Origin of the sequence: Mycobacterium paraense (assembly GCF_002101815.1) — a bacterium.
Classification (GTDB): Bacteria; Actinomycetota; Actinomycetes; order Mycobacteriales; family Mycobacteriaceae; genus Mycobacterium; species Mycobacterium paraense.
Genome location: NZ_LQPM01000030.1, coordinates 44,267 through 68,623, shown reverse-complemented (window position 1 = coordinate 68,623; position 24,357 = coordinate 44,267). Strand labels below are relative to the sequence as shown.

Annotated in this window: 28 protein-coding genes; 23 read left to right on the top strand and 5 right to left on the bottom strand. The window is 69.0% G+C overall.

Annotation, left to right across the window (positions count from 1 at the left end; all coding sequences use genetic code 11):
• The first annotated feature begins 89 nt into the window (after window positions 1–89).
• The 3 genes from mftE to mftG are packed head-to-tail and all read left to right on the top strand — an operon-like array spanning window position 90 to window position 3,668.
• On the top strand, window positions 90–821 hold the full coding sequence (mftE, locus tag AWB89_RS21360) for a mycofactocin biosynthesis peptidyl-dipeptidase MftE (RefSeq protein ID WP_085176349.1): 732 nt from the start codon (window positions 90–92) through the stop codon (window positions 819–821).
• Window positions 818–2,230 carry a mycofactocin biosynthesis glycosyltransferase MftF gene (mftF, locus tag AWB89_RS21355; RefSeq protein WP_085097066.1) on the top strand — a complete coding sequence of 471 codons (1,413 nt, stop codon included), beginning with the start codon at window positions 818–820 and terminating at the stop codon, window positions 2,228–2,230. Before mftE ends, mftF begins: the two co-directional genes overlap by 4 nt.
• A 16-nt stretch (window positions 2,231–2,246) precedes the next feature.
• On the top strand, window positions 2,247–3,668 hold the full coding sequence (gene mftG, locus AWB89_RS21350) for a mycofactocin dehydrogenase MftG (protein ID WP_085176347.1): 1,422 nt from the start codon (window positions 2,247–2,249) through the stop codon (window positions 3,666–3,668).
• A 10-nt stretch (window positions 3,669–3,678) separates the two neighbouring features.
• On the opposite strand, the gene AWB89_RS21345 is transcribed toward mftG, so the two are convergent.
• The 3 genes from AWB89_RS21345 to AWB89_RS21335 form a co-directional block, all read right to left on the bottom strand.
• Window positions 3,679–4,542 carry a PE family protein gene (locus tag AWB89_RS21345; protein WP_085176345.1) on the bottom strand — a complete coding sequence of 288 codons (864 nt, stop codon included), beginning with the start codon at window positions 4,540–4,542 and terminating at the stop codon, window positions 3,679–3,681.
• A 355-nt stretch (window positions 4,543–4,897) separates the two neighbouring features.
• A complete protein-coding gene (locus AWB89_RS21340; RefSeq protein ID WP_142282602.1) occupies window positions 4,898–5,203 on the bottom strand; it encodes a hypothetical protein in 306 nt (101 codons plus the stop codon).
• Window positions 5,204–5,390: 187 nt separating this feature from the next.
• Window positions 5,391–6,908 (bottom strand): MFS transporter, encoded by a 1,518-nt coding sequence (locus tag AWB89_RS21335; RefSeq protein ID WP_241520559.1) that lies wholly within the window; start codon window positions 6,906–6,908, stop codon window positions 5,391–5,393.
• 238 nt (window positions 6,909–7,146) lie between these two features.
• Here AWB89_RS21335 and AWB89_RS21330 point away from each other — a divergent pair, with 238 nt between their 5' ends.
• The 15 genes from AWB89_RS21330 to AWB89_RS21255 all read left to right on the top strand — a co-directional run bounded on the left by AWB89_RS21330 (window position 7,147) and on the right by AWB89_RS21255 (window position 17,773).
• Window positions 7,147–7,758: a TetR/AcrR family transcriptional regulator gene (locus AWB89_RS21330; protein WP_263993446.1), complete on the top strand. Its 612-nt coding sequence runs from the start codon at window positions 7,147–7,149 to the stop codon at window positions 7,756–7,758.
• Between the two features lie 347 nt (window positions 7,759–8,105).
• Window positions 8,106–8,411, top strand: coding sequence for a 30S ribosomal protein S10 (gene rpsJ / locus AWB89_RS21320; RefSeq protein WP_003873519.1), 306 nt, complete (start codon window positions 8,106–8,108; stop codon window positions 8,409–8,411).
• Window positions 8,412–8,425: 14 nt separating this feature from the next.
• Window positions 8,426–9,079, top strand: a complete 654-nt coding sequence (gene rplC, locus AWB89_RS21315; RefSeq protein WP_085097051.1) for a 50S ribosomal protein L3 — start codon at window positions 8,426–8,428, stop codon at window positions 9,077–9,079.
• On the top strand, window positions 9,079–9,735 hold the full coding sequence (gene rplD, locus AWB89_RS21310; RefSeq protein ID WP_085097048.1) for a 50S ribosomal protein L4: 657 nt from the start codon (window positions 9,079–9,081) through the stop codon (window positions 9,733–9,735). The genes rplC and rplD overlap by 1 nt, the downstream gene beginning before the upstream one ends.
• The gene (rplW, locus tag AWB89_RS21305) at window positions 9,735–10,037 is read left to right on the top strand and encodes a 50S ribosomal protein L23 (RefSeq protein ID WP_085097045.1); all 303 of its coding nucleotides are present in this window, start codon (window positions 9,735–9,737) and stop codon (window positions 10,035–10,037) included. The genes rplD and rplW overlap by 1 nt, the downstream gene beginning before the upstream one ends.
• A 16-nt stretch (window positions 10,038–10,053) precedes the next feature.
• Window positions 10,054–10,896: a 50S ribosomal protein L2 gene (gene rplB / locus AWB89_RS21300; RefSeq protein WP_085097042.1), complete on the top strand. Its 843-nt coding sequence runs from the start codon at window positions 10,054–10,056 to the stop codon at window positions 10,894–10,896.
• Between the two features lie 12 nt (window positions 10,897–10,908).
• The gene (gene rpsS / locus AWB89_RS21295; RefSeq protein ID WP_010908582.1) at window positions 10,909–11,190 is read left to right on the top strand and encodes a 30S ribosomal protein S19; all 282 of its coding nucleotides are present in this window, start codon (window positions 10,909–10,911) and stop codon (window positions 11,188–11,190) included.
• Window positions 11,187–11,744 carry a 50S ribosomal protein L22 gene (gene rplV, locus AWB89_RS21290; RefSeq protein WP_085097039.1) on the top strand — a complete coding sequence of 186 codons (558 nt, stop codon included), beginning with the start codon at window positions 11,187–11,189 and terminating at the stop codon, window positions 11,742–11,744. Before rpsS ends, rplV begins: the two co-directional genes overlap by 4 nt.
• Window positions 11,744–12,589 carry a 30S ribosomal protein S3 gene (rpsC, locus tag AWB89_RS21285; RefSeq protein ID WP_085097036.1) on the top strand — a complete coding sequence of 282 codons (846 nt, stop codon included), beginning with the start codon at window positions 11,744–11,746 and terminating at the stop codon, window positions 12,587–12,589. The genes rplV and rpsC overlap by 1 nt, the downstream gene beginning before the upstream one ends.
• 3 nt (window positions 12,590–12,592) lie before the next feature.
• Entirely contained in the window at window positions 12,593–13,009 is a 417-nt protein-coding gene (gene rplP / locus AWB89_RS21280; RefSeq protein ID WP_066907369.1) for a 50S ribosomal protein L16, read from the top strand.
• On the top strand, window positions 13,009–13,242 hold the full coding sequence (gene rpmC, locus AWB89_RS21275; RefSeq protein WP_067873346.1) for a 50S ribosomal protein L29: 234 nt from the start codon (window positions 13,009–13,011) through the stop codon (window positions 13,240–13,242). The genes rplP and rpmC overlap by 1 nt, the downstream gene beginning before the upstream one ends.
• Window positions 13,242–13,601 carry a 30S ribosomal protein S17 gene (rpsQ, locus tag AWB89_RS21270; protein WP_085176337.1) on the top strand — a complete coding sequence of 120 codons (360 nt, stop codon included), beginning with the start codon at window positions 13,242–13,244 and terminating at the stop codon, window positions 13,599–13,601. The genes rpmC and rpsQ overlap by 1 nt, the downstream gene beginning before the upstream one ends.
• 157 nt (window positions 13,602–13,758) lie before the next feature.
• Window positions 13,759–16,116 (top strand): arylsulfatase, encoded by a 2,358-nt coding sequence (locus tag AWB89_RS21265; protein ID WP_085176335.1) that lies wholly within the window; start codon window positions 13,759–13,761, stop codon window positions 16,114–16,116.
• Window positions 16,097–16,786: a hypothetical protein gene (locus AWB89_RS28060; RefSeq protein ID WP_241520557.1), complete on the top strand. Its 690-nt coding sequence runs from the start codon at window positions 16,097–16,099 to the stop codon at window positions 16,784–16,786. Before AWB89_RS21265 ends, AWB89_RS28060 begins: the two co-directional genes overlap by 20 nt.
• A gap of 51 nt (window positions 16,787–16,837) precedes the next feature.
• A complete protein-coding gene (locus AWB89_RS21255) occupies window positions 16,838–17,773 on the top strand; it encodes a DUF4436 domain-containing protein (protein WP_085176333.1) in 936 nt (311 codons plus the stop codon).
• A gap of 12 nt (window positions 17,774–17,785) precedes the next feature.
• Here AWB89_RS21255 and pstS read toward each other — a convergent pair whose 3' ends face one another.
• On the bottom strand, window positions 17,786–18,913 hold the full coding sequence (gene pstS, locus AWB89_RS21250; protein WP_142282601.1) for a phosphate ABC transporter substrate-binding protein PstS: 1,128 nt from the start codon (window positions 18,911–18,913) through the stop codon (window positions 17,786–17,788).
• Between the two features lie 263 nt (window positions 18,914–19,176).
• Between pstS and AWB89_RS21245 the strand changes: the two genes are divergently transcribed.
• The 4 genes from AWB89_RS21245 to AWB89_RS21230 all read left to right on the top strand — a co-directional run bounded on the left by AWB89_RS21245 (window position 19,177) and on the right by AWB89_RS21230 (window position 23,199).
• The gene (locus AWB89_RS21245; RefSeq protein WP_085176331.1) at window positions 19,177–20,121 is read left to right on the top strand and encodes a DUF4436 domain-containing protein; all 945 of its coding nucleotides are present in this window, start codon (window positions 19,177–19,179) and stop codon (window positions 20,119–20,121) included.
• Between the two features lie 30 nt (window positions 20,122–20,151).
• Entirely contained in the window at window positions 20,152–21,042 is an 891-nt protein-coding gene (locus AWB89_RS21240) for a formylglycine-generating enzyme family protein (RefSeq protein WP_085176329.1), read from the top strand.
• A gap of 136 nt (window positions 21,043–21,178) precedes the next feature.
• A complete protein-coding gene (locus tag AWB89_RS21235; protein WP_085097018.1) occupies window positions 21,179–22,138 on the top strand; it encodes a DUF4436 domain-containing protein in 960 nt (319 codons plus the stop codon).
• Between the two features lie 152 nt (window positions 22,139–22,290).
• Window positions 22,291–23,199: a DUF4436 domain-containing protein gene (locus AWB89_RS21230; protein WP_372515370.1), complete on the top strand. Its 909-nt coding sequence runs from the start codon at window positions 22,291–22,293 to the stop codon at window positions 23,197–23,199.
• A 25-nt stretch (window positions 23,200–23,224) separates the two neighbouring features.
• Here the strand turns inward: AWB89_RS21230 and AWB89_RS21225 are convergent, their stop codons facing one another.
• Complete coding sequence (locus AWB89_RS21225; RefSeq protein WP_085176327.1) at window positions 23,225–23,704, bottom strand: hypothetical protein; 480 nt, start codon at window positions 23,702–23,704, stop codon at window positions 23,225–23,227.
• Between the two features lie 209 nt (window positions 23,705–23,913).
• Between AWB89_RS21225 and AWB89_RS27105 the strand changes: the two genes are divergently transcribed.
• Window positions 23,914–24,336 (top strand): hypothetical protein, encoded by a 423-nt coding sequence (locus AWB89_RS27105; RefSeq protein ID WP_139830643.1) that lies wholly within the window; start codon window positions 23,914–23,916, stop codon window positions 24,334–24,336.
• Window positions 24,337–24,357: the final 21 nt, after the last annotated feature.

Genomic DNA, 24,357 nt, shown 5'->3' with positions numbered 1-24,357 from the left:
ACCGTGACGGACGAGTCACCATATTCGACCGATCGGTGAACAAGCGAGAAAAAAATTATTTTCGAGGGTCAACAATTGGTGCACGCCAGGTGAATTCGTCCTACCATCAGCCAGTGCCCGTACTCGGCGAATTAGGAACGACGACGTCGAGCCAGCTATTGAGTACCTCGCCGTCATTAATGGTCCCGCTGGGGTCGACCGAACAACATGGTCCGCACCTGCCGTTGGACACCGACACCCGCATTGCGGCCGCGGTCGCCCGAGGGGCTCGGGCGCGCCTCGAACAACCGTGGCTGGTCGCGCCGCCCATCGCCTACGGCGCCAGCGGCGAGCACCAAGACTTCCCCGGCACGATCTCGATCGGCGCCGAGGCCCTGACGCTGCTGCTGGTGGAGTACGGCAGGTCAGCCGCGTCCTGGGCCCCCAGCCTGGTCTTCGTCAACGGGCACGGCGGCAACGTCGGCGCCCTGAGCGCGGCGGTCGCACGGTTGCGCGCCGAAGGGCGCGACGCCGGGTGGTGTCCCTGCGTGGCCCGCGGCGGGGACGCCCACGCCGGCCACACCGAAACTTCCGTATTGCTCCATATCTCGCCGACCGAGGTGCTGACCGACCGGTGGCTCGCCGGCAACCGGGCGCCGCTGCCCGACCTGCTCCCCGCGATGCGTCGCGGGGGAGTCGCGGCGGTCAGCCCGGTCGGGGTGCTGGGGGACCCGACGACCGCGACCGCCGCCGAGGGCAAGCGCATCTTCGGCGAGATGGTCGACGACTGTGTCCGTCGAGTCGCCCGGTGGTCAGCCGGGCCCGACGGGATGCTCACATGACGGCCACCCGCTTGCCGGACGGATTCGCCGTTCAGGTCGATCGCCGCGTGCGGGTGCTCGGCGACGGCTCGGCCCTGCTGGGCGGATCACCGACGCGCCTGCTGAAGCTGGCCCCGGCCGCCCAGAGCATGCTGTCCGACGGCCGGCTGAAGGTCCGCGACGACGTCAGCGCGCAGCTGGCCCGCACCCTGCTGGACGCCACGGTGGCCCACCCCCGGCCCGCGGGCGGACCGTCGCATCGCGACGTGACCGTGGTAATACCGGTGCGCGACAACGTTTCCGGCGTGCGGCGCCTGGTGAGCTCGCTGCGCGGACTGCGCGTCGTGGTGGTCGACGACGGCTCCTTCCCGCCGATCGAGCCCGAGGACTTCATCGGCGCGCACTGCGACGTCGAGGTGCTGCGCCACTCCTACAGCAAGGGCCCGGCGGCGGCGCGCAACACCGGGCTGGCCGCCTGCACGACCGACTTCGTCGCCTTCCTGGACTCCGACGTGACGCCGCGCCGGGGCTGGCTGGAGGCCTTGCTCGGTCACTTCTGCGACCCCACCGTCGCCCTGGTCGCGCCGCGCATCGTCGGCCTGTCGCACAGCGAGAACCTGGTGGCCCGCTACGAGGCGGTGCATTCGTCGCTGGACCTGGGGGAGCGCGAGGCCCCGGTGCTGCCTCACAGCACGGTGTCCTACGTCCCCAGCGCGGCCATCATCTGCCGCCGCACGGCCCTGCGCGACGTGGGCGGGTTCGACGAGACCATGCAGTCCGGCGAGGACGTCGACCTGTGCTGGCGGCTGATCGAGGTGGGCGCCCGGCTGCGCTATGAGCCGATCGCGCAGGTCGCGCACGATCACCGCACCGAATTGCGGGACTGGCTTGCGCGCAAGGCATTCTATGGCGGCTCGGCCGCCCCGCTGTCGGTGCGCCACCCGGACAAGACGGCGCCGGTGGTGATCTCCGGCTGGGCGTTGATGGCCTGGACGCTCATGGCGCTGGGGACCAGCCTCAGCCAGCTCGCCTCGATCGTGGTCGCCCTGGTGACGGGCCGGCGGATCGCCCGGGCGATGCGCAGCGCCGAGACCTCGCTGTGGGATGTCGTGACGATCGCCACCCGCGGCCTGTGGGCGGCGGCGCTGCAACTGGCGTCGGCCGTCTGCCGGCACTACTGGCCGGTGGCGTTGCTGGCCGCCGTGCTGTCGCGCCACTGCAGACGCGTCGTGCTGGTCGCCGCCGTGATGGACGGCGTGGTGGACTGGCTGCGCCGCCGGGACGCCACCGGCGACGAGGCGGAACCGATCGGGCTGCTGACCTACCTGTTGCTCAAGCGGATCGACGACCTGGCCTATGGCCTCGGGCTGTGGTGGGGGGTGGCGCGCGAGCGCAACGTGCGCGCGCTCAAGCCGCAGATCCGCACCTAGTGGTCTTGAAGCAGCCTTGACCGCGGCCGCCGGGCGCAGCGACGTGCTGATCGTCGGCGCCGGCAGCGCCGGATCGGTTGTTGCCGAACGGCTTTCCAGCGATCCCGCCCGCACCGTGACCGTCCTCGAGGCCGGCCCCGGGCTGTCCGATCCGGACCTGCTCGCCATGACCGCCAACGGGCTGCAACTGCCGATCGGGGTCGGCAGCCCGGTGGCCGAGCGCTACCTGACCCACCTCACCGATCGGCACGACCTGAGGCTTCCGATCGTGCGCGGCAAGACGGTGGGCGGTTCGGGCGCCATCAACGGCGGCTACTTCTGCCGATCCCTGTCCGGTGACTTCGACCGCGTCCCGCAGCCCGGCTGGGCGTGGCCCGAGGTGCTCGAGCACTTCCGCGCCATCGAGACCGACCTCGACTTCGCCGGCCCCGCCCATGGCACGAACGGCCCGATCGCCGTGCGTCGGACCCGCGAAATGACCGGCACCACAGAGGTTTTCATCGCGGCCGCCGAGGCCGCCGGATTTCGGTGGATCGAGGACCTCAACGACTGTGGGCCGGAACCGATTTCGGGGCTGGGCGCCGTTCCGCTGAACATCGTCGACGGGGTACGGACCGGCTCCGGTGCCGCATACCTCCTGCCGGCGCTGGGGCGGCCCAACCTGGTGCTGCTGGAGCGCACCCGCGCGGTGCGACTGCGTTTCTCCGGCACGGCGGTGGTGGGCGTCGACGCGGTCGGCCCGAACGGCCCGATCGAGCTTGCCGCCGATCGAATCGTGTTGTGCGCCGGGGCGATACAGTCCGCTCAGTTGCTGATGCTGTCCGGCATCGGCGACGAACCGATGCTGCGGGCCGCCGGCATCCCGGTGGTGGCGCCGCTGCCGGTGGGCACGTCGTGCAGCGACCACCCCGAGTGGGTGTTACCGACCAACTGGACCGTGGCGCCGGGCCGGCCGGTGGTCGAAGTGGTGCTCGGGACCGCCGACGGCCTCGAGATCAGGCCGTACACGGGCGGATTCGTGGCGATGACCGGCGACGGGACCGCGGGGCATCCCGACTGGCCGCACATCGGGGTGGCGCTCATGCGGCCACGGGCGCGCGGACGCGTCACGCTGGTCTCGCCGGATCCGGCCGTGCCGCCGCGGATCGAGCACCGCTACGACAGCGAGCCCGACGATGTCGCGGCGCTGCGCCGGGGCAGCGAGCTTGCCCGCGAATTGGCCGGCGGCACAACCTCTGTCGGTTCGCCGGTGTGGTCGACCTCCCAGCACCTCTGCGGCACCGCGCCGATGGGCGCCGTGGTCGACCCGCGCTGCCGGGTGCTGGGCATCGAAAACCTTTGGGTGATCGACGGTTCCGTCCTGCCCACGATCACCAGCCGCGGACCGCACGCGACCATCGTGATGATCGGCCACCGCGCCGCGGAATTCGTCGCGTAGCCCCGGCGGATCAGGCGGAGTACGGCTCCATCTCGATCGGTGCGCCCATCGCGGTGGGCTGCTCCTCATGGGATCCGGCCGTCGCCGCGGTCGCGGGGGAGTAGGGCGGCGTCGCCGGAGAATAGTTCGGTGTCGCCGCCGGGGCCGCCGTCAGCGGTGTGGAGACCGGCATCGCCTGCGCCGCCGACACCGGAGAGAATTCCGGCGCCTCGACCGGCGCGGCCGCCACCGGCGCGGCGGCGGGTGCCGGAGCGACCACCTCGGCGGCCGCGGGGGCGTAGGCCGGCGTGGCCGGCTGCATCGCGGCCACCGTCGCAGCGGCCGGTGCCACGGTCGGTGCGGCCGCCAGCGGCGTGCCGGTCGGAGCCAGGGAGACCGGTGCGACCGGGGCCGGCGCGACCGCGGCCGCCGCGACCGGTGCCGCCGGCGTGGCGGGCGCCGCACCGGTCGCCAGGCCGGCCGTCGACGCCGGCACGCTCGCCGCCGCCGAACCCGCCGATGCGGCGGTGCCCATCAGCGGCTGCGCGTTCGACAGCGCCTCGCCGGGTACGTTGCCGCTGACCATGCTCTGGACGGTTTGTAGGGGGCTGGCGTTGGCGGCCTCGGTGAGGCCGTATTGTTCCGCGCCCGCGCTCATCAGCTGGACAAACTGCGTGTGGAACGCCTGCGCCGCGGCGCTCAGCGCCTGGTAGATCTGGGCGTGCGCGTCGAACAGGCTTGCGATGCTCGCCGACACCTCGTCGGCCCCCGCCGGCAGCACGCTCGAAACCGGACCCAGCGCGAAGGAGTTGGCGTCGCTGACCATGGATCCGATGTTCGCCAAATCCATTGCGGCGGCTGCCACGTACTCCGGCGCTGCGATCACATAGGACATTCCGCTCCCCCGGCTAGCCTCGGCGGCGTCCGGTTCCCCATGACGGACTCCGCTCCTGCGGATGCTATCGCCCTCGCCGGGTCGCCGGGGCGTTTTCAGCCGATGTTCACCCAGAACCCCCACCCAATGGGGAGCGGGCCGCGCCACCCGCCCGATTGAGGGCGATCGAGCCGGGCGCGACCCGCTCGCGAAACTGTGGTGACGTCGTGCTGCCCACGTAGATGGCCACGACAAGTGGCTGGCGCGTCGCTGACTTTCCGTCAGGCGCGAACTCTGCGTCGCAATATTCGTGGACGGTACGACGTACGGCTTGTTGCATCACCTCCCTTCGGCAGAACCCGACCGGCGAGCCATCTCACGCCCCCGCCGGAGGAGACCGTTCCCGCGCCCAGACCCTGCAGGCCGGCCATCGGACGCGGAGCTGCGTGCCGCAGGTAGGCAACGCGCGCGGCCTGCGCTGCGTCGCCACCAACGTGTGGGCCGGGCGGCGCACGTGCCGGGGCGCGGGCAGCTCACAGGTGACGCGGGGAGCCGGGCGGCTCGACGGATTGAGGCGCATCCATTCGGCCTCCACGATCGCCGCCGCCTCGATGATCGCCGGGCACACCGGCTCATCCGACGTCACCTGTTGTTTGCTGAACGAGTCGACGCCCATCAACATCACACCCACCTCAACCCGCGAGATGACCTGTACTTGTCGATATATATTTTCTGATACCACGACGCGCGGGCGTTCGCAAGCATCCGGGCCCGTTTTGGCGGCCGCCGGACGAAAAATCAGGTGATGCGGGCCCGAGTCACCGGCCTCGCCGTCGACCGGCGCCGTTCTCCGCCAGCGACATTGGCGATCAGCGCGCGGCCACCCCATGCCGCCCGGCCCCCGGCTTGGCCCGGGCGACAGCCCGGCGCACCGGGCCCAATTGGCGGCCGTCGGGGCCGGGCGCCCACAACCCGATCAGGACCGCGGCGACGGCGACGATGACGGCGAGCGCCGTCGTCGACGCGTGCATGGAGGTCATGAAAGCCGTTTTGCTCAACTCGGCCAGTGGGCGCCCCTGCGGCCCGAGCCTGTCCGCCACTTCGACGGCCTTGGCCAGCGAATCGGTCGCCGGTCCGCGGACTCCCGCGGGGTACTGCGCCAGCTGCGGCGCGAGCTCCCGGGAGTAGCGCCCGGCCAGGATCGAACCGGCGACGGCGATCCCCAACGCCCCGCCCATCTCGCGCGAGGCGTCGTTCACCGCGGAGGCGACCCCCTGCTTTTCGTCGGGGACCGCGCCCATGATCGCCGAGGTCGTCGGGGCCGTGCAGAACCCGATGCCGGTGGACAGGATCAGCGTCGGCCAGGCCAATTCCAGGTAGGACGTGTGCAGGCCGAGCACGTGCATGCTGATGAAGCCCACCGCCATCAGCGCCGTGCCCACGAAGATCACCAGCCGCAAACCGAGCTTGGGCATGTACCAGAACGACAGCGCCGAGCAGATGGCAAGCGGAACCATGAACGGCGTGAACGCGACCGCCGTCATCAGCGGCGAATAGCCCAGGATCTGCTGCACGTACTGCATGCCCAGGTAAAAGAAGCCGAACGTCGCCCCGAACAGCACGACGATCGACGCCACGCCGGTGGCGAAGCTGGGGTCGGCGAACAGCCGCATGTCCAGGAGTGGTTGCCGGCGCCGGAGTTCGACGACGCCGAACACCGCGGCGAGCACGGCCCCCGCGACGAGCCCGCCCCAGACCAGGGGATGGCTCCAGCCGCGGTTGGGCGCCTCCAGGATCGCCGCGACGCCGATCGCCAGCGCCGCCCCGATTAGCACCGCGCCCGGCTTGTCGATGCGCGGCGCGGCGCTGTCGCGCGACGACGCCACCGTGCACGCGAGCGCGAAGATCACCAAAGCGGCGGCGCCCAGCGACCAGAAGATCGCGTGCCAGTCCCAAAACTCAAGCAGCAGACCGGATCCGAGCATGCCGAGGACCGCGCCGGACCCGGCCGTGCCGGCCCAGATGCCGACGGCCTTGACGCGGTCTTCCTTCGGATACGCCACGGTGAGCAGCGACAGCGTCGCCGGCATCACGAAGGCCGCGCCCACGCCGGCCACCGCCCGGCCCGCGATGATCTGCAGCGGGGTGTGCAACATCGCCGGGGCGACGGAGCCGAGCGCGAAGATCACCAGGCCGGCCAGCAGCGCGCCCCGCCGGCCGTAGCGGTCGCCGATCGCGCCGGCGGGCAGCAGCAGGCACGCCAGGGCCACCGTGTACCCGTCGACGATCCAGTTCAGCTGCGACTGCGTCGCGGAGGTGGCCACCGCGAGGTCGCCCAGCGCGGTGTTGAGCGCCGTCATCGACGCGACGACCAGCCCGACGCCCATGCAGGCGACGGCCAGGGTCCAGGTTCGGGCGCGTGGGCTTCCGCCGATGCGCGCTGTGTCAGTACGCTGATCAGGCTGTACCAGCGTTTCGACCATATGAAGCGCCTCCTAACGGGGGCGTAGAAGTTTTGAGACGGGTAGTCTCATACGTAGCCGATAATCAAGGTCCCAAACGGAGAGGTGGCTCACAATTACCGGCGCAAGCACCGATCCCCGGCCGGCGCGGTCCCGGGCCCGATTGCTCGAAGCCGCTGCCGCGCTTCTGCGTTCCGGTGGCCCGAGCGCGGTGACGGTCGACGCGGTCACCCGTACCGCCAACGTAGCGAGGGCGACCCTGTATCGCCACTTCCCGAGCGGAAATGATTTGCTGGCGGCGGCGTTCAACAGCCTGATTCCGCCATCGCCGACGCCACCGGCGGAGGGTTCGCTGCGCGATCGGCTGGTCGCGTTGGTCCTGGCTCAGGCCGAAGCCGTGGCCCAGGCGCCCGCCCTGCTGACCGCCATGTCGTGGCTGGCCCTGGGCCCCGATCTGGAACAGTTGCCGGAACCGGGCGACGCCCGCGCCGCCAACAGCTGCTCGATCACCTCGTTGCGCGAACGCATCGCCCAGCAGTACGCGGCGCCGTTCGACGCCGTGTTCGACAGTCCCGAGGCGGCCGCCGAGCTGGGAGAGGTCGACCGATCGCGGGCCATCGCCATGCTGATCGGCCCGCTGATGCTGGGCCGCCTGTCCACCCTGCCCAACTTCGACTATCGCGAGTGTGCGCACGCCGCCGTCGACGGTTTCCTGCATGTTCAGCGCGCACAGCAGAGGGCCAAGGCGGCGAGTACCGAATCGGCGGGCGCCTGAGGCGTCGACGCCGGCGTCGGAATTTTGTCCGCGCCCCGATCTAGGGCATACTGTTCAGGTTGCCTTTCGCCAGGTTCTCCCTGGCTGGGCATACGACCAGCGCCCAAACGGGCGCGTCCGGTCCCATCCTTGGAACGCGACCTATTTTGGCCGCGAAAGAGGCTGCGTAAGGGTGACACGCCCGACCGCGGGGGCCGGTGGACCACGACAGGTAAACAGCGGCGCAGTATCCGGCGCGACGCTCGACCGGCCCAACGACTGGGCGGCCGATTCGCGCGCTGGGGGGCACTGAGACATGGACGTAAGCCCGGTTGCCGGGCTTCAAGAGAAGTAAGGGTAGGGAAAGCGTGGCGGGACAGAAGATCCGCATCAGGCTTAAGGCCTACGACCATGAGGCTATCGACGCATCGGCGCGCAAGATCGTCGAGACCGTCGTCCGCACGGGTGCCAGCGTCGTGGGTCCGGTGCCGCTGCCGACCGAGAAGAACGTGTATTGCGTCATCCGCTCTCCGCACAAGTACAAGGACTCGCGGGAGCACTTCGAGATGCGTACGCACAAGCGGTTGATTGACATCCTCGATCCGACGCCGAAGACCGTCGACGCGCTGATGCGCATCGATCTGCCGGCCAGCGTCGACGTCAACATCCAGTAGGAGCTCCAGGACTCATGGCAAGAAAAGGCATTCTGGGCACCAAGCTGGGCATGACGCAGGTGTTCGACGAGAACAACAGGGTTGTGCCCGTGACGGTGGTCAAAGCCGGCCCCAACGTGGTGACCCGCATCCGCACGCCGGAGCGCGACGGCTACAGCGCCGTGCAGCTGGCGTACGGCGAGATCAGCCCGCGCAAGGTCAACAAGCCGGTGACCGGTCAGTACACCGCGGCGGGCGTCAACCCGCGCCGGTACCTGGCCGAGCTGCGTCTGGACAACCCGGACGCCGCCGCCGAATACGAGGTCGGCCAGGAGCTGACGGCGGAGATCTTCGCCGACGGCGCCTATGTCGACGTGACGGGCACCTCCAAGGGCAAGGGCTTCGCCGGAACCATGAAGCGGCACGGCTTCCGCGGTCAGGGCGCCAGCCACGGCGCCCAGGCGGTGCACCGCCGGCCGGGCTCCATCGGTGGCTGCGCCACCCCGGCGCGGGTGTTCAAGGGCACCCGGATGGCCGGCCGGATGGGCAACGACCGGGTGACCGTGCAGAACCTGGTGGTGCACAAGGTCGATCCCGAGAACGGCGTGCTGCTCATCAAAGGTGCGGTCCCCGGCCGCACCGGTGGACTCGTGATGGTGCGCAGCGCGATCAAACGAGGTGAGAAGTAATGGCAGCGCAGAAGATTGACGTGAAGACGCCCGACGGCAAGGTCGACGGCTCCATCGAGCTGCCCGCCGAATTGTTTGACGTCGAGGCCAACATCGCGCTGATGCACCAGGTGGTCACCGCCCAGCGGGCGGCCGCCCGCCAGGGCACGCACTCGACCAAGACCCGCGGCGAGGTCAGCGGCGGCGGGCGCAAGCCGTACCGGCAGAAGGGCACCGGCCGCGCCCGGCAGGGTTCGACGCGGGCGCCGCAGTTCACCGGTGGTGGTGTGGTGCACGGTCCCAAGCCGCGCGACTACAGCCAGCGCACGCCCAAGAAGATGATCGCCGCGGCGCTGCGTGGGGCGCTGTCCGACCGGGCGCGCAACGGGCGCATCCACGCCATCACGGAGTTGGTCTCGGGCCAGACCCCGTCGACCAAGAGCGCCAAGGCATTTCTGGGCACGCTGACCGACCGCAAGCAGGTGCTGCTCGTCATCGGGCGCACCGACGAGACCGGCGCGAAGAGCGTGCGCAACCTGCCGGGCGTGCACGTGCTGGCGCCCGACCAGCTCAACACCTACGACGTGCTGCGCTCCGATGACGTGGTGTTCAGCGTCGAGGCGCTCAACGCCTACATCGCGGCCAACACTAGTTCTGCCGAGGAGGTTTCGGCCTGATGGCGACCATCGCTGACCCCCGCGACATCATCCTCGCGCCGGTCATCTCCGAGAAGTCCTACGGGCTCCTCGATGAGAACGTCTACACCTTCGTGGTGCACCCCGACTCGAACAAGACGCAGATCAAGATCGCTGTCGAGAAGATCTTCTCCGTCAAGGTCGCGTCGGTGAACACCGCGAATCGACAGGGCAAGCGCAAGCGCACCCGCACCGGATATGGCCAGCGCAAGAGCACCAAGCGCGCCATCGTCACCCTGGCGCCGGGCAGCAAGCCGATCGACCTCTTCGGCGCACCGAGCTAGAAAGAGCTGATCAGACATGGCAATTCGTAAGTACAAGCCGACGACCCCGGGTCGCCGCGGCGCCAGCGTCTCCGATTTCGCGGAGATCACCCGCTCGGAGCCGGAGAAGTCGCTGGTCCGTCCGCTGCACGGTCACGGCGGGCGCAACGCGCACGGCCGGATCACCACCCGGCACAAGGGCGGTGGGCACAAGCGCGCCTACCGGGTGATCGACTTCCGCCGCAACGACAAGGACGGCGTCAACGCCAAGGTCGCGCACATCGAATACGACCCGAACCGCACCGCCAACATCGCGTTGCTGCACTACTTGGACGGCGAGAAGCGCTACATCATTGCGCCGCTTGGCCTCTCGCAGGGCGACGTGGTGGAGTCCGGCGCCAACGCCGACATCAAGCCGGGCAACAACCTGCCGCTGCGCAACATCCCGGCCGGCACCCTGGTGCACGCCGTGGAGCTGCGGCCGGGCGGCGGCGCGAAGCTCGCGCGATCGGCCGGGTCGAGCATCCAGTTGCTCGGCAAGGAGGGCAGCTACGCCTCGCTGCGGATGCCCAGCGGTGAAATCCGCCGCGTCGACGTGCGCTGCCGCGCCACCGTCGGCGAGGTGGGCAACGCCGAGCAGGCGAACATCAACTGGGGCAAGGCCGGTCGCATGCGGTGGAAGGGCAAGCGCCCGTCGGTCCGCGGTGTGGTCATGAACCCGGTGGACCACCCGCACGGCGGTGGTGAGGGCAAGACCTCCGGTGGCCGCCACCCGGTCAGCCCGTGGGGCAAGCCCGAGGGTCGCACCCGCCACCCGAACAAGCAGAGCAACAAGCTCATCGTCCGACGCCGGCGTACCGGCAAGAAGCATTCGCGGTAGGAGCAGCCACCCATGCCACGCAGCCTGAAGAAGGGGCCGTTCGTCGACGACCATCTGCTCAAGAAGGTCGACGTACAGAACGAGAAGAACACCAAGCAGGTCATCAAGACCTGGTCGCGCCGGTCGACGATCATTCCGGACTTCATCGGCCACACCTTTGCGGTGCACGACGGACGCAAGCACGTGCCCGTGTTCGTCACCGAGGCGATGGTGGGCCACAAGCTCGGCGAGTTCGCCCCGACGCGCACCTTCAAGGGGCACATCAAGGATGATCGGAAGGCCAAACGGCGATGACCACAACTGAGTTTCCGTCCGCGGTCGCCAAGGCGCGGTTCGTGCGCGTGTCGCCGAGAAAGGCGCGCCGGGTGATCGACCTGGTCCGCGGCAGGTCCGTGGAGGACGCGCTGGACATCCTGCGCTGGGCGCCCCAGGCGGCCAGCGAGCCGGTCGCGAAGGTGATCGCCAGCGCGGCGGCCAACGCGCAGAACAACAACGGCCTGGACCCGGCGACCCTGGTGGTGGCCACCGTCTACGCCGACGAAGGCCCGACCGCGAAGCGCATCCGTCCGCGCGCCCAGGGCCGCGCCTTCCGGATCCGCAGGCGCACCAGTCACATCACGGTCGTGGTGGAAAGCCGGCCGGCCAAGGACGCCGGGTCGGTGAAGTCGACTCGGGCCCGTCGCGCCGAGGCCAGCAAGGCCGCGGCGAAGGCGCCCGCCAAGAAGGCACCCGCCAAGAAGGCACCCGCCAAGAAAGCGCCGGCCGCGAAGAAGGCCCCGGCAAAGAAGGCCCCGGCCAAGGCTTCTGAGGCTTCTGAGGCTTCTGACGCGAAGGGAGGCTCAGACTAGTGGGCCAGAAGATCAATCCGCACGGCTTCCGGCTGGGCATCACGACGGACTGGAAGTCGCGCTGGTATGCGGACAAGCAGTACGCCGACTACGTCAAGGAAGACGTCGCGATCCGCCGGCTGCTGTCCACGGGCCTGGAGCGCGCCGGTATCGCCGACGTCGAGATCGAGCGCACCCGCGACCGGGTCCGGGTGGACATCCACACCGCGCGTCCCGGCATCGTCATCGGCCGTCGCGGCACCGAGGCCGACCGGATCCGTGCTGACCTGGAGAAGCTGACCGGCAAGCAGGTCCAGCTGAACATCCTCGAGGTCAAAAACCCTGAGTCGCAGGCACAATTGGTGGCCCAAGGCGTCGCCGAGCAGCTGAGCAACCGCGTGGCGTTCCGCCGGGCGATGCGCAAGGCCATTCAGTCCGCGATGCGCCAGCCCAACGTCAAGGGCATCCGGGTGCAGTGCTCCGGCCGCCTCGGCGGCGCGGAGATGAGCCGCTCGGAGTTCTACCGCGAGGGCCGGGTGCCGTTGCACACCCTGCGCGCCGACATCGACTACGGCCTCTACGAGGCCAAGACCACCTTCGGCCGGATCGGCGTGAAGGTGTGGATCTACAAGGGCGACATCGTCGGCGGCAAGCGCGAACTGGCCGCCGCCGCACCCGCGGGCGCCGACCGTCCGCGTCGCGAGCGCCCGTCGGGCACGCGGCCGCGGCGCAGTGGCGCGTCGGGCACCACGGCGACCAGCACCGAGGCCGGCCGCGCGGCGGGCGCCGAGGAAAGCACTGCAAGCACTCCGCCGGCCCCGGCCGAGGCCGCGCCCGCTGCAGAACCACAGAGCACGGAGAGCTGAATCATGTTGATTCCCCGCAAGGTCAAGCACCGCAAGCAGCACCACCCCCGCCAGCGTGGCATCGCCAGCGGCGGCACGGCGGTGAACTTCGGTGACTACGGCATCCAGGCGCTCGAGCACGCCTACGTCACCAACCGGCAGATCGAGTCGGCCCGTATCGCGATCAACCGGCACATCAAGCGTGGCGGCAAGGTCTGGATCAACGTCTTCCCCGACCGCCCGCTGACCAAGAAGCCCGCCGAGACCCGGATGGGTTCGGGTAAGGGCTCGCCGGAGTGGTGGGTCGTCAACGTCAAGCCGGGTCGCGTGCTGTTCGAGCTCAGCTACCCCAACGAGCAGGTCGCCCGGGCGGCACTCACCCGCGCGATCCACAAGCTGCCGATCAAGGCACGCATCGTGACCCGAGAGGATCAGTTCTGATGGCACTGGGAATTTCGCCTGGCGAACTGCGCGAGCTCACCGACGAAGAACTCGCCGAGCGCGTGCGTGAATCCAAGGAGGAGCTGTTCAACCTGCGCTTCCAGATGGCGACCGGACAGCTCACCAACAACCGCCGGCTCCGCACGGTGCGTCAGGAAATCGCGCGCGTCTACACGGTGCTGCGCGAACGAGAACTGGGCCTCGCATCCGGGCCCGATGGTAAGGATTCGTGATGGCAGAAGCTAAGAAGGCCCCCGCAAAGGCCGCTCCCAAGAACGCCGCCGCGCAGGGCGCCGAGTCGAAGGACAAGGGCCCCAAGCACACTCCGGCCAGCCCGAAGTCCCGTGGCCGGCGCAAGGTGCGCATCGGCTACGTGGTGAGCGACAAGATGCAGAAGACCATCGTGGTCGAGCTCGAAGACCGTATGCGCCACCCGCTGTACGGCAAGATCATCCGCACCACCAAGAAGGTCAAGGCGCACGACGAGGACAGCACCGCCGGGATCGGCGACCGCGTCTCGCTGATGGAGACGCGCCCGATGTCGGCGACCAAGCGCTGGCGGCTGGTCGAAATCCTGGAGAAGGCCAAGTAGCCTTCGAGCAACGCGAACGCCCCCGCACGCCCGGCGTGTCGGGGGCTTTTGCGTCTGCCTGGCGGGGCGCCGGAAATTCTCACCTGGCTCTCACCTGCCCGGTGTAGTCTCCACGCCACGCGTGTAGCGGCGTCCACCAACGGCAGTGAGGCCAACCATGACCGGGTCGACCGAATTTCAGGGCAAGATCGAGCTGGATATCCGCGATTCGGAGCCGGACTGGGGGCCGTACGCGGCGCCGACGGCGCCGGAGAACTCGCCGAACATCCTGTATCTGGTGTGGGACGACACCGGCATCGCGACGTGGGACTGCTTCGGCGGCCTGGTCGAGATGCCCGCGATGACGCGCATCGCCGAGCGCGGCGTGCGGTTGTCGCAATTTCACACCACCGCGCTGTGCTCGCCGACCCGGGCGTCGTTGCTGACCGGACGCAACGCGACGACGGTCGGCATGGCCACCATCGAGGAATTCACCGACGGGTTCCCCAACTGCAACGGGCGGATCCCCGCCGACACCGCGCTGATCTCGGAGGTGCTCGCCGAGCGCGGCTACAACACGTATTGCATCGGCAAGTGGCACCTGACGCCGCTCGAAGAGTCCAATCTGGCGGCGACGAAACGACACTGGCCCACCTCGCGCGGCTTCGAGCGGTTCTACGGGTTCATGGGCGGCGAGACCGACCAGTGGTATCCCGACCTGGTCTACGACAACCACCCCGTCAGCCCGCCGGGGACACCGGAGGACGGCTACCACCTGTCCAAGGACATCGCCGACCGCACCATCGAATTCATCCGGGACGCCAAGGTGATCGCGCCGGACAAGCCGTGGTTCAGCTACGTGTGCCCCGGCGCCGGGCATGCGCCGCACCATGTCTTCAAGGAGTGGGCGGACCGCTACGCCGGCCGGTTCGACATGGGCTACGAGCGCTACCGCGAGATCGTGCTGGACAAGCAGAAGTCGATGGGCATTGTGCCGCCGGACACCGAACTGTCCCCGGTCAACCCGTACTCGGACGTCAAGGGGCCGAACGGCGAGCCGTGGCCGCTGCAGGACACGGTGCGGCCCTGGGACTCGCTGACCGACGAAGAGAAGAGGCTGTTTTCCCGGATGGCCGAGGTGTTCGCCGGGTTCCTCAGCTACACGGACGCCCAGATCGGCCGCATCCTGGACTACCTCGAGGAGTCCGGCCAGCTGGACGACACCATCATCGTGGTGATCTCCGACAACGGCGCCAGCGGTGAGGGCGGCCCCAACGGGTCGGTGAACGAGGGCAAGTTCTTCAACGGTTACATCGACACGGTCGAGGAGAGCATGAAGCTCTTCGACCATCTCGGCGGCCCGGAGACCTACAACCATTACCCGATCGGCTGGGCGATGGCCTTCAACACGCCCTACAAGCTGTACAAGCGCTACGCGTCGCACGAAGGCGGCATCGCCGACACCGCAATCGTGTCGTGGCCCCACGGGATTGCAGCGCACGGCGAGGTCCGCGACACCTACGTCAACGTCTGCGACATCACGCCGACAGTCTTCGATCTGCTGGGCATCGCGCCGCCGGAGACCGTCAAGGGCATCGCTCAGAAACCGCTCGACGGCGTGAGTTTCAAGGCGGCCCTTGACGATCCGGGCGCCGACACCGGAAAGAGGACCCAGTTCTACACCATGCTGGGCACCCGCGGCATCTGGCATGAGGGCTGGTTCGCCAACACCGTCCACGCCGCCACACCGGCCGGCTGGTCGCACTTCGACGCCGATCGCTGGGAGCTCTTCCACATCGAGGCCGACCGCAGCCAGTGCCACGACCTGGCCGCCGAGCGGCCCGACAAGCTGGAAGAGCTGAAGGCGCTGTGGTTTTCGGAGGCGGCCAAGTACAACGGGCTGCCGCTGGCGGACCTGAACATCATGGAGACGCTGACCCGCTTCCGGCCCTACCTGGTCGGCGAGCGGTCGAACTACACCTACTATCCCGACTGCGCCGACGTCGGCATCGGCGCGGCCGCCGAGCTGCGCGGCCGGTCGTTCGTCGTGCTGGCCGACGTGACCGTGGACACCACCGGCGCCGAGGGCGTGCTGTTCAAGCAGGGCGGCGCCCACGGCGGGCACGTCCTGTTCATCCAGGACGGACGGCTGCATTACGTGTACAACTTCCTGGGTGAACGCCAGCAGCTGGTCTCGTCGTCGGGCCCGGTTCCGTTGGGGCGGCACCTGTTCGGCGTGCGCTATGCGCGCACCGGAACGGTCGAGAACAGCCACACACCGCTCGGCGACCTCACGTTGTTCGTCGACGACGAGGCCGTCGGCACGCTGCCGGGGGTGACGACCCATCCCGGAACGTTCGGCCTGGCGGGGGCGGGCATCACGGTCGGGCGCAACGGCGGTTCGGGGGTGTCGAGCCGCTACAAGGCGCCGTTCGCGTTCACCGGCGGCACCATCGCCCAGGTCACCATCGACCTGTCGGACCGGCCGTACCAGGACGTCGAAAGGGAACTCGCGCTTGCGTTTTCGCGCGACTGATCTGGCCGCCGGTGCGGCGGTCCTGCTCTGCCTGGCGGCGGGCGTCGGTTGCGAGCGAAGCACCGGCGGCACCGCGGTCCGGACGAGCGGTGCGGCTTCCTCGACGACGTCCGCCGCGCCGACGCTGTCCGACCCCGCAGAGCCGGTGCCCGGGGTCAAAATCACGCTGCCCGACCACATTCCGCCCAACGCCGTGGTGTGCTTTCCGCCGCCACCCGCCAGTGGCACCATGGCCGTCGCCTCGGTGCCGGATCCGGTGGCGCCCGTGATCACGCTTCCGTTGCCGGACGGCTGGAACCCGGCCCGCGGCTCCGGAGACGTGGCATTGACGGCGCCCGGGCCTGCCGGCATGTCGGTGCGCGTGACGATCACGCCGACGGACCTCGACGCCGGTGGGGCGTTCCTGCGCTACGCGGCAGACCTGCGCGCCCGGTGGCCGGGCGTCGCGGTGAGCGTCGCGCCGGCGGAGTTCTGCGGCTACAGCAGCCAATTGCTGGGCGGCACCGTCGCGGGGCCCGGCGGGGTGGCGTTCGCCGACCGCATCACCCACGTCTGGACGAACACGAGGTCGTTCCTGGTGGTGATCCATGTGGGAGGCCCGGCCGGTGCGCCCGGCTTCGACGCGGCGAAGGCGACGGCGATGCAGCAGTTTGCTGTCGTCATTCCGTAAAGGACCGTTTTCAAGGCAAGCGGGCGGTAGCATCTCGCCCCGTGATGCCCCATGAGCACTGAGACTTCGCCGCCGCCGCCGCCGCCGGCACCGCCCGCCACGCGCGGACCGCGCATCGCCATCGCGTTCGGGATCGTCGTGGCCGTCATCGTCATCTACGTCCTGTCCCTGATCGCCGTGCACCTGCTGGCCCAATCGGCGCCGGCGCTGCCCTCGGTGGACCTGAGCAAGGTCGAGGCCGAAGACAGCGTGGTGCAGGTGCGCCTGGAAAAGCTGGACACCGTCGCCAACCGCCTGACGGTGAACGTCCTTGTCTACCCGAAGGATTCGCTGTACGACAAGAACAACGGCGTGCTCACCACCGATGCCGCCGTGCGCCTGTACCCGGAGAACGACCTGGGCGACCTGCAGTACCCGGTCGGAAAAGCGCCGGCGCAGGTCAGCACCACCATCCAGGCGCAGGGCGACCCGGGTAACTGGCCGTTCGACTCGTACACGACGCAGGTGATCGCGGCCGACGTGTTCACCGGCACCGGCCAGAGCCGCGAAAAGGCGCCCGCGCGCGTCGAAGTCACCGGAAAGCTGGACGGGTGGGACGCCACCGTCACCCGCGTCCACGACCCCGAGGATTCCAACCCGGACGTGAAGGACAACGTGACCATCACGTTGAAACGGGCCCGGGGCCCGCTGATCTTCGACATCGGCATCTGCCTGGTCCTGATCGCCCTGCCCGTGCTGGCGCTGTGGGTGGCCATCCCGGTGGCGCTGGGCAAGACGTCGTTCTTGCCGCCGATGACCACCTGGTACGGCGCGATGCTGTTCGCGATCGTCCCGCTGCGCAACATCCTGCCGGGCAGCCCGCCGTACGGTTCGTGGATCGACCAGGCCGTCGTGCTGTGGGTGCTGATCGGCCTCGTCGCCGCGATGGCCCTGTTCCTGTTCGGCTGGTGGCAGCAACGCGACCGAAGACAGCCGAAGAAGGGCTGATTACTCGGCGACTTACTCGGCGACGGCCGCTCCGGCGTAGCTGATCGCGTCGACGGCGCTGGAGACCCTGGACTGGAAGTCGGGCGACAGCGGTATGTAGCCGTTGCGGGCCAGCTCGACCTGGCCCGGGCCTATCGCCGCCTGCAGGAACGCCTTGACCGCCTTGGCCTCGTCCGCGACGGGGTACTTGGAGCAGACGATCTCGTAGGTGGCCAGGACGATCGGATAGACGTCGGGCTGGGCGGGGTTGTAGAACGACGAGATGTCGAGCACCAGATCGTTGCCCGTGCCGATGATTTTGGCGCCCGTGATGGTCTTGCCGACCGTGTCGGTGCCGATCCGCACCGGTCGCAGCGACCTGCGGCTCGCCGGGGTCTTGATCTCCGCGGCGAACAGGCCCTGCTGCAGCGCGAAGGACAACTCGTTGTAGCTGATCGCGCCCTCGGTGGCCTTCACCAGCTCCGACGTGCCCTTGTTGCCGGCGGCCCCGACGCCGACTCCGCCCTTGAACGACTTGCCGGTGCCCTGCTTCCAGGCCCCGCCGGACGCGGCCTGCAGGTAGGACTGGAAGTTCTCGGTGGTGCCCGACGCGTCGCTGCGGTAGACGACGCGGATGTCCTCGGCCGGCATCGAGGTGTTGAACGCGGTGAGGGCCGGGTCGTCCCAGCGCGTGATGGTCCCGTTGAAGATCTTGGCCAGCGTGGGCGCGTCGAGCACCAGGGAGTCGACGGAGCCGAGGTTGTAGGTGATGGCCAGCGGGCCGAACACCACGGGCAGGTTCCACGCGTCGGCCCCGCCGCAACGCTGCTTGGCGGCGGCGTATTGGTCACCGGACAGCGGGATGTCGGACCCGCCGAAATCGGTTTTACCGGACAGGAATTCGCTGATGCCCGCGCCCGAGCCGTTGGCCGTGTAGTTGAGGGTCTGCCCCTGGCACGCCCGGTGGTACGCGTCGACGAACTTCGTCATCGCGTTCGCCTGCGCGGTCGAGCCGCTGGCGATCAGGGTCTGTTTGCCGCCGCAGTCCACCTTCGCGCCGGCGGCATACGCCAGCGTCGCGTGGGCGTTGCTGCATCCCGAGACCACCAAGGCGGCGGCCGCCAGCAGGCTCATGGGGATGGCCGATCGGTTGTACTTCACCTTGCTTGCCTCCTGGCGCCGGCGCTGATCGACACATTTACAGCGGTCGAATTAACAGGCAAACAAACGGGGAATGAACGAGTCGTCGTGCCGCCGCGGCTCGGGTTTCGCTGGGTGGCGCTCGGGTGTGCGCCGGGTTGACGGAAATTGCCTACTGGTGGGCGGAAAAAATTATTTGACGCATGAACAGCATGGGTTCGCTACGATCTAATTTTCGTGGGCTCGCCCCCCGAGCTCCGCACACCGCATGGAGGTGTTGACCGATGACCCAGGCTCCACCAGCACCACCCCCCGCAACACCGCCCGCATCGGAACCGCCGCCCGCGGCGCCGCCCGAGGCGCCCGCCAAGCGGGGCAGACGGCGCACCCTGTTGTTGATCGGCATCCTGGTCGCCTTCCTGATCGTCTACGCACTGGCGCTGTTCGGCGTCCACGCGCTATCCAAATCGGCGGGACCGCTCAAGCCGCCGGACCTGAACGCGACCAACGACACCGTCGTTCTGGTGCGTCTCGAAAAGCTGGAGACCGTCGCGAACCGTCTGACGGTAAAGGTGCTTGTGATCCCCGAGGATTCGATGTTCGACAAGCGCCTCGACGTGCTGAAGACCGACACCGCCGTGCGGATGGACCCGGCCAATGACCTGGGTGACCTGCAATACCCGGCGGGGAAGTCGCCGGCGCAGGTCGCCACCACGATCGAGGCCCATGGCGACCCGAACAACTGGCCGTTCGACTCCTACAGCACCGACACCCTGTCGGCGGAGGTGCTCGTCGGGCAAGGCGATGCCCGCCAGTACATACCCGCCCGGGTGGAGGTGACCGGGGCGCTGGACGGTTGGGACGTCAGTGTCCAGCGTGTGGGTGAAGCGAGCCAGGAGGCGGACCGCCCGGACAACGTGATCATCACGTTGCACCGCGCCAAGGGGCCGCTGATCTTCGACTTGGGCATCTGCCTGGTCCTGTTCGCCCTGCCCACCCTGGCGTTCGCGGTGGCCATCCAAATAGCCCTGGGCAGAAGGAAATTCGTGCCGCCCTTCGTGACGTGGTTCGCCGCCATGCTGTTCGCCGTCATCCCGATACGCAATTTCCTGCCCGGATCTCCACCGCCGGGTGCGTGGATCGACCAGGTCCTGGTGATCTGGGTGTTGATGGCGCTCGTCGCGGCGATGGCCCTGTACATGTTCAGCTGGTATCGACAATCGGACTGAGCCCGCCGGTGGCAGCCCTACCCTGAAGGGGTGCTCACCGAGTTGGTCGACCTGCCGGGCGGATCGTTCCGCATGGGATCGACGAGCTTCTATCCCGAAGAGGCGCCGGTCCACACGGTGACCGTGGCGGCCTTCGCGGTGGAGCGCCACCCGGTGACCAACGCCCAGTTCGCCGAATTCGTCTCCGCCACAGGCTATGTCACCGTCGCCGAGCAGCCGATAGACCCGGCGCTGTACCCCGGCGCCAACCCTGACGACCTGTGCCCGGGCGCCATGGTCTTCCGCCCGACGCCGGGCCCGGTCGATCTGCGCGACTGGCGGCAATGGTGGGACTGGGTGCCGGGCGCCAGCTGGCGGAATCCGTTCGGGCCGGGCAGCGATCTCGAGGGCAGGGGCGATCATCCGGTGGTGCAGGTGGCGTATCCCGACGCGGCGGCGTACGCGCGGTGGGCCGGCCGGCGGCTCCCCAGCGAGGCCGAGTGGGAGTACGCCGCGCGCGGCGCGACCACGACGACCTATTCCTGGGGCGACGAGGCGAACCCGGACGGCCGGCTGATGGCCAACACGTGGCAGGGCCGGTTCCCGTATGAGAACGACGGTGCGCTCGGGTGGGTGGGCACCTCGCCCGTGGGGACCTTTCCGCCCAACGGATTCGGCCTGCTGGACATGATCGGCAACGTCTGGGAGTGGACCGCCACCGAGTTCTCCGCGCACCACCGGCTCGATCAACCGCCGAAGGCCTGTTGCGCGCCGTCGGGGCCGGCGGATCCGTCCGTCAGCCAGACACTGAAGGGCGGTTCGCACCTGTGCGCGCCGGAATATTGCCATCGCTACCGTCCGGCCGCGCGGTCGCCGCAATCACAGGACACCGCGACCACCCACATCGGGTTTCGCTGCGTGGCGGATTCGCCGCCGCGCTAGGCCTCCCTACAGCAAAGCGACGGCGGGGTTACCGGCCGATGGACGGTGAGTGACGGAGCTTTCGTCACCGCGCGGGACCGGCGCAAGTTCACTAGCATTCGATCGGTGTTGCCCCCACAGCGCGCGCGGGTCAGCAATGACCGCTGAGGCTCAGACGACACCGGCCCCGCCCCCGCCGTCGGACGAACCGCCGTCGCCCCCGCCGCCGAGTGGCAAACAGTATCGGAAGCCGCGCATCGCGATCGGCGTGAGCATTCTGCTCGTCGTCATCTCCGCCTACGCGCTATCCCTGTTCGGCGTCCACCAGCTGCAGGAAGCGGAGGCCCCGCTTCCCCCGCTGGACCTCAGCCAGGGTGGGGGCGACGCGACCATCGTGCAGCTGCGCCTCGAGGAGCTCAAGCCCGTCGCGAATCGCCTTACCGTGAATGTCCTTGTGTATCCGGGCATCTCGGCCTACGACAACCGCTTCGACGTGCTGGGCACCGACGTCGGGGTGCGCCTGTATCCGACCAGCGACCTGGGGGACCTGCACTACCCCAAGGGAAAGGCGCCGGCACAACTCAGCACCACCGTGGAGGCGCACGGCGATCCCGGCAACTGGCCCTTCGACTCGTACCGGACCGAACCGATCTCGGCCGACGCGTTCGTCGGGTCCGGCGACAACGTCAAGAAGGTGCCCGCCCGCGTCGAAGTCACCGGTGAGCTCGACGGGTGGGACGTCAGCGTCCAGCGGCTGCACGACCCCGGGGCGCTCCCGACCCAGCGCGGCACCGACAACGGGAACGTGGTCATCACCTTCAAGCGGGCCAAGGGCCCGTTGATCTTCGACCTGGGCATCTGCCTGGTGCTCATCAGCCTTCCCACCCTGGCCCTGCTGGTCGCCATCCCGATGGCGCTGGGCCGAAGGAAGTTCCTGCCGCCCTTCGCGACGTGGTACGCCGCGAACCTGTTCGCGATCGTCCCGCTGCGCAACATCCTGCCCGGCGCCCCGCCGCCCGGCTCTTGGATAGACCAGGCCATCGTGCAGTGGGTGCTGATCGCGCTCGTGACGGCGATGAGCCTGTACATCTTCGCCTGGGTCCGGCAAGGGGACTGATACCCGAAAGCCTCGGCTAGCCGCGCTGTGTTAACGCAGGTAACGCCGCTTGTTACAAGCTTGTGGCGGCCGCCGTTAAAAGCTGCCAGCAAACACGCGCGTTGCTAGCATCAGCCTCCGTGACCATTCAACGGGACGAGGAGATAACCCGTCTGGCCGAGGCGTTGGCCGCGCCGGCCAACGGCCAGCGCCGACCGCGCAAGCCGCGGCGGCGACACCTCGTCCTTGATGTCTCCATCATCGTGGGCGTCGTGGTGGTCTATACCCTCTCGCTGTTCGGCTACCACTGGCTGGCGTCCGCGCCGGGTCCGCTGCCCGAGCCGGACGTGAACACCGCCGAGGGCACCGTGGTTCTGGTGCGATTCGAGCAGCTGCACGCCGTGCAGAATCGCCTCGACGTGAAAGTCCTTGTGATGCCCGACGATTCGCTGATCAGCAAGCGACTCAACGTGTTGAACACCGACACCTCCGTGCGCTTCTTCCCGCAGAACGACCTGGGGGACCTGCAGTATCCGGTGGGCAAGCTGCCCGCGCAGGTCGCCACCACCATCGAGGCCCACGGCGACCCCGGCGACTGGCCCTTCGACTCGTACCGGACCGACACCATCCAGGCCGACGTGCTCGTCGGAACCGGCGACAACCGTCAATACAAACCGGCACGCGTGGAGGTGACCGGGTCGCTGGAGGGCTGGGACATCTCGGTCCGCCGGGTCGGGCGGGACAGCCGCGATTCCGATCGCCCGGACAACGTCGTCCTCACCCTGCAGCGGGCCAAGGGCCCGTTGGTGTTCGACCTCGGGATCTGCCTGGTGCTCATCACGCTGCCGACGCTGGCGCTGTTCGTGGCCATCCAGATGCTCACCGGCCGCCGGCAATTCCTGCCGCCGTTTTCCACCTGGTACGCCGCGATGCTGTTCGCCGTCGTGCCGCTGCGCAACATCCTCCCCGGCACCCCGCCCGCGGGTTCGTGGATCGACCAGGCCGTCGTGATCTGGGTGCTGATCGCGCTGGCCACGGCGCTGGTCCTGTACATCGCCGCCTGGTACCGACATTCGAGCTGAGGATCTGCTCGTTGTGGGATGCCCTTCAGGCCCCGCAAAAGTGGCTGTAGCCGTACTTCTGTGAGCACCAGATGGCACCGGCGTTCGCGTCGGTGAGTTCGGCGGCGTTGTGGACCAAGTGCAGGACCGTGACACCGTCCGGGGCCACGACGAGCTCGGCCTGCCACGTGGTCTGCTCGTTGAGGGCGCCCTCCAGCCCGCTGCCCCACATGCCGATGCGGTGGTCCAACCCGATCGCGAAGTCCGCGCCGGCGCCCCGCGTCCAGCGCATCGCCCATTTCTCGACGTCGCGAGCGCTGGACCCGATCAAGATCGTCCCGGTGCCGTCGGGGGCGATCGTCATCGCGCTTTCGTGCCGCTGCCAGTCGCCGACGTAGTCGCCGCGCGCCGCCTGCATGGGCGGATCGTCCGACGGATCCGCGTTGGCGACCGCGGCACTTGCAATCAGGGCCGCGGCCGCTGCGGTGAGCGTCACGGCCTGCCGGTAGTACGACAGTGTGGTCATGGAGGTGTCCTTTCCCGACGGAAATCTCGAATCTGGGGGTGCCGCGGCAGGCGCTGGTCGTCAGCTGTGCCCGCCTGTGACGGCCGTTCGTGGAAAGTGTCTGGCGGCCGCCTTGCCTAATCCTTGTGTGATGCTTGCGGCCGGCCCTTCTCACGGCGCGCATAGTCGTTTCCCACGCCATTGCGAGCCGCGGCTGCGACCGTCAGACCATGAGGAATGTTGCGCTGTTGGCGGTGGCCGGCGTGCTCGTCGCGGCTGGAGCGTCGGCGGCCGCGCCGGTGAACCCCGAGCCGTCGGTGCGCCTGGTGGACAGGGCCACCGACCTGCCGGCGCCGAACGACCCGAACGACCCGAACGAGGTCTGCCGGTTCAATACCGTCCGGGTCGCGTGTCCGCCGCCGTCGCCGGTTCCCGCCGGGTCGCTGCTGCCGCCGGGGGCGCCGTGGCCGCCGGGGGCGGTGGAGCTGCCGGGGACGGGGCTACCGATGCCGCCGTTGCCCCCGGGCGTCGCATTGCCGCCGGAGGTGTCCCGGATGGTGCAGCAGGGGATGGAGATGCTGCAGTCGCCGCCGCCGAACGTGCCCGACGAGGTCTGCCGGTACAACACCGTCAGGGTGCCCTGCCCCCCGTAGCACCCGCGCCGGGTGCAGGAT